Raw genomic sequence first — 3,051 nt, 5'->3', positions numbered from 1 at the left:
GTCGCGCAACGCGCTCAACGCTCCCTTGCGGCCCGAGGACGCGGCCCGTTCGACCTGGGCGTCCAGGTGGTCGAAGAGATCCTGCAGCTCTCCGTAGGTCAGCGGCCGTCGTGCCGGGCGGCCCTCGTACTCGTTCAGGTGCGCCACCGTGTTCCACTCGTGGCACACCTGCGAGGGCACAGAGCCGAACCGGTCGCGACACTGACGGGGCCACTCGTACCGGGCGTCGGTCAGGTAGTCGCAGAACATCCGCAGCGCCAGGTGGTACCCGCGGATCGTCGAGGGTGACCGCCGACCGTCCCCGCTGGCCAGGGAGACGGTGAAGTCCTCCACGTCCCCAGGGCCCCACGCCCACGGGTAGGACTCGGCGAACTCGGTGAACCGACGGACCACCCGGACCCGGTCGCCGATGGTCTTCTCACCCAGCAGCCGGGAGGCCTGCTGGCGTCCCCAGCCGGTCAGCATCGCCTCGAAGACGGCGCTCTCCTCGTTCAGATGAGCCACGCCGGCGATCAGGACGAGCCCCGCTGATCCGGGTATGCCGACCATCAGGACCGCCGATCCGTCGTTGCCTCAGAAGCCATATTGTTGCTCCTGACGTTACACCTAGTAGGACGTCCCTGGTCAACGAACTCGCGTGGGGACGTCGGCGTCCCTACTAATCCGCAGACCACCCAGTGGGTGTGACTTCTGACGCGATAATGCTCGCTTGGTCCGGCAATGCAAGAGGTGTGTGGGACATGAGCGGGGCGGATTTGGTCGTCCTCAGGATCGCTGATCCTGCGTGGAACGGACGCGGCTAAGGAGCGGTGAGTCTGCGCGAGGCGTGCTGGGCACGGGCGGGTCGGGGAGGGGCTAGTCAATGCGGCGGTGAGTCCCTGGGGCAGGGTCGACCGCTTAGGTGTGCAAAGAGTGCGGAACGAGTCGATGTGGAGGTCCGTGGTGCAGAAGCAGGCGCGCAGGCAGGAGGCGCGGCTCCGGGCTCGGCAGGCTCGAGCGAAGGTGCGCGAGGAGCAGTCCGAGAAGGAGTGGCGGCTGTCCCGGTGGGGCGCGGCGGTGGTCGCGGCACTGGCCGAGCGTGACGCGGCGGTAGCCGAGTGCGAGCAGCAAGCAGGGCGCGCTCTGCGGTCGTTGATTGTGGAGGGGGGACTCAAGACGCAAGAGGCGCTGGCATGGTGCGGTGACGAGACGCTAACCGGACGGGAGGTTCATCGGCTCATCCGAGGAGTGGTCGATGCCGCCGACCGCGACCACTTGAATCAGGGCGAACACCGGGGCTCGGGTGATGCTGGCTGACCGCATGCCGTCCGAAGCAGGCGGGTTCGCCCACTGCCACCCCGCGACTTCGGTGGCAGCCCCGGACACGACTTCGGTGGCAGCCCCGGACGAACGGGGTTTTTCCGATCAGGCTCGCGTGAACGAGAGAGCGGATAAGGCCTTGGTAGATACCCCAGCTCGTCTCGGCAGTGCAGCGCGTTTCGTTCGGCCCTCGTGTCCCGCTACAGGTGTTCGGCGAGCCGGCGCAGGTGACCTTGACGCCGAGGTTCGTCGTTGGGGCGGGCCGGCACTGCTCTGGCTCTGCCGACAGTGGCAGGTTGTTGGGAGGAATGAGCCACAAACCCGTTCGCCGTGACGGTCGAGCCAGGGTGGCGCAGGGCCGTCGCTGAGGTTTCACGGTCGGTAAGGGGGCCTTCCCTCTAGTATTGCCCCATGCCCCGCGGACCACAGCTCGCACGGGATCACCCGTGCTCTACCGCCTTTCTCGATGAGACAGGCGCTATCGCGCATGACCGATTCTTCGCAGTGGGGCTCCTCAAAGTTGCTGAACCAGCACCCTTGCTGCGAGCAGTTCAGAAGTGGCGCGACCGTCGACACTGGTACAACGAGATCAAGTTCAGCGCAATCACACGTGACTCGTTGTCGTCGTACCTTGAGGTCGTAGACACAGCGATGACCGCCACGACGTCGAATTACTTCTGCTTCGTCGCGGATCGGCAGAAGGCAGACCCAGTCCAGCGGTTCGGCTCACACTGGGAGGCGTACACCAAGCTGGCCGAGCAATTGGTGGTGGCTACCGTCAAGCCGCCTGAGCTCATAACCGTCCTGGCGGACAACTACTCGACACCCGACGAGGTGCTGTTCGAGCAAGCCTTGAGGGCGAACGTGAATAGAAGGCTCCGCCGCTTAGCTGTCGTCTCGGTCTGCCGCCTCGATTCTAGGTCCGCAGACGGCCTGCAGATAGCAGACCTTCTGACTTCCGCGATCGCGCTTGAGTTCCGCATCAACGCGGGTCTAGCGAAGGCGACTTCGCCTAAGGCGACACTGGCGGCGCACGTAAGGCAGCACCTCGGGGCTGGCTCATGCTTGGGCGGTTGGAGGACCACCGAGCACTCGGTAGCGATATACGGCGCCGAGCCCACAGAGCGTCAACCCAGCTTGACGTCGACCAGCACGAGCGCGTAACATCCCACACATCGGGTGTGGGCCTCTGGCCTATAGCCCGTGCATGATCACGAGAGCGGCTCGACCTCTAAGGTCGAGCCGTTCTCTCGTGTCCGGACCGGACCCTCGGCATACCAAGGGCCGCAGACGGTCCGCCGAGTCGCCGCTGAGGCAGGCCTCACACCGGCCTGGCGTCCGGCCACAGAGTGTAGGTGTGTATCCAGCCAGTCCCTGGCTTCCACGTCCAAGCGTCCAGCTTGGTTACGACGTAACACCTGGTCGCCCGCTCGTTGCCACCGTCGGCCCTTGAACTAATCGTGGCGTCGCGATCGAGGCGGCTTGCGAGTTCAAGAGGCCTTTCCCTGACCGGGCCACGCCCGCCTATGTTGCCGGGTTCGGCGACGTAGCAACACCCCCGCGATGGCCCATTGAGCGATCGACGGAGCGCCCCCAGGCCAGGAATGGACGGGCTCGGGAGCCTCAGGGCGGGCCAACCCCGGCGAGGTGCGTGGTCTAGGGAATCGCTGATCTGGGGGCGTCTGCGGGTGTGAGGCCAGCCCGCAGGGGGGCTGAAGCCCGATGAGGCCGCGGGAGCGACGCTGGAACTGT

At 65.8% G+C, this 3,051-nt stretch carries 2 protein-coding genes and 1 pseudogene; 2 read left to right on the top strand and 1 reads right to left on the bottom strand.

What is annotated here, in order from left to right; genetic code table 11:
- A pseudogene (locus BJF81_RS11800) lies at positions 1 to 504 on the bottom strand (tyrosine-type recombinase/integrase); the annotation flags it as partial.
- Between the two features lie 435 nt (positions 505 to 939).
- Here BJF81_RS11800 and BJF81_RS11795 point away from each other — a divergent pair.
- Together BJF81_RS11795 and BJF81_RS11790 are read left to right on the top strand one after the other, a co-directional pair.
- Positions 940 to 1,296 (top strand): hypothetical protein, encoded by a 357-nt coding sequence (locus tag BJF81_RS11795; protein WP_143780819.1) that lies wholly within the window; start codon positions 940 to 942, stop codon positions 1,294 to 1,296.
- Positions 1,297 to 1,710: 414 nt separating this feature from the next.
- Complete coding sequence (locus tag BJF81_RS11790; protein ID WP_143780818.1) at positions 1,711 to 2,463, top strand: DUF3800 domain-containing protein; 753 nt, start codon at positions 1,711 to 1,713, stop codon at positions 2,461 to 2,463.
- Positions 2,464 to 3,051: the final 588 nt, after the last annotated feature.

Origin of the sequence: Ornithinimicrobium sp. CNJ-824 (genome assembly GCF_001942405.1) — a bacterium.
In the GTDB taxonomy this organism is placed as follows: domain Bacteria; phylum Actinomycetota; class Actinomycetes; order Actinomycetales; family Dermatophilaceae; genus Ornithinicoccus; species Ornithinicoccus kibberensis.
The sequence above is the reverse complement of the archived record's forward strand: the minus strand, read 5'-3'. Positions and strand labels throughout refer to the sequence as shown.

Coding starts and splice junctions, on each gene's coding strand:
- BJF81_RS11790 (WP_143780818.1), top strand. CDS start 1,711: ATGCCCCGCGGACCACAGCTCGCACGGGATCACCCGTGCTCTACCGCC.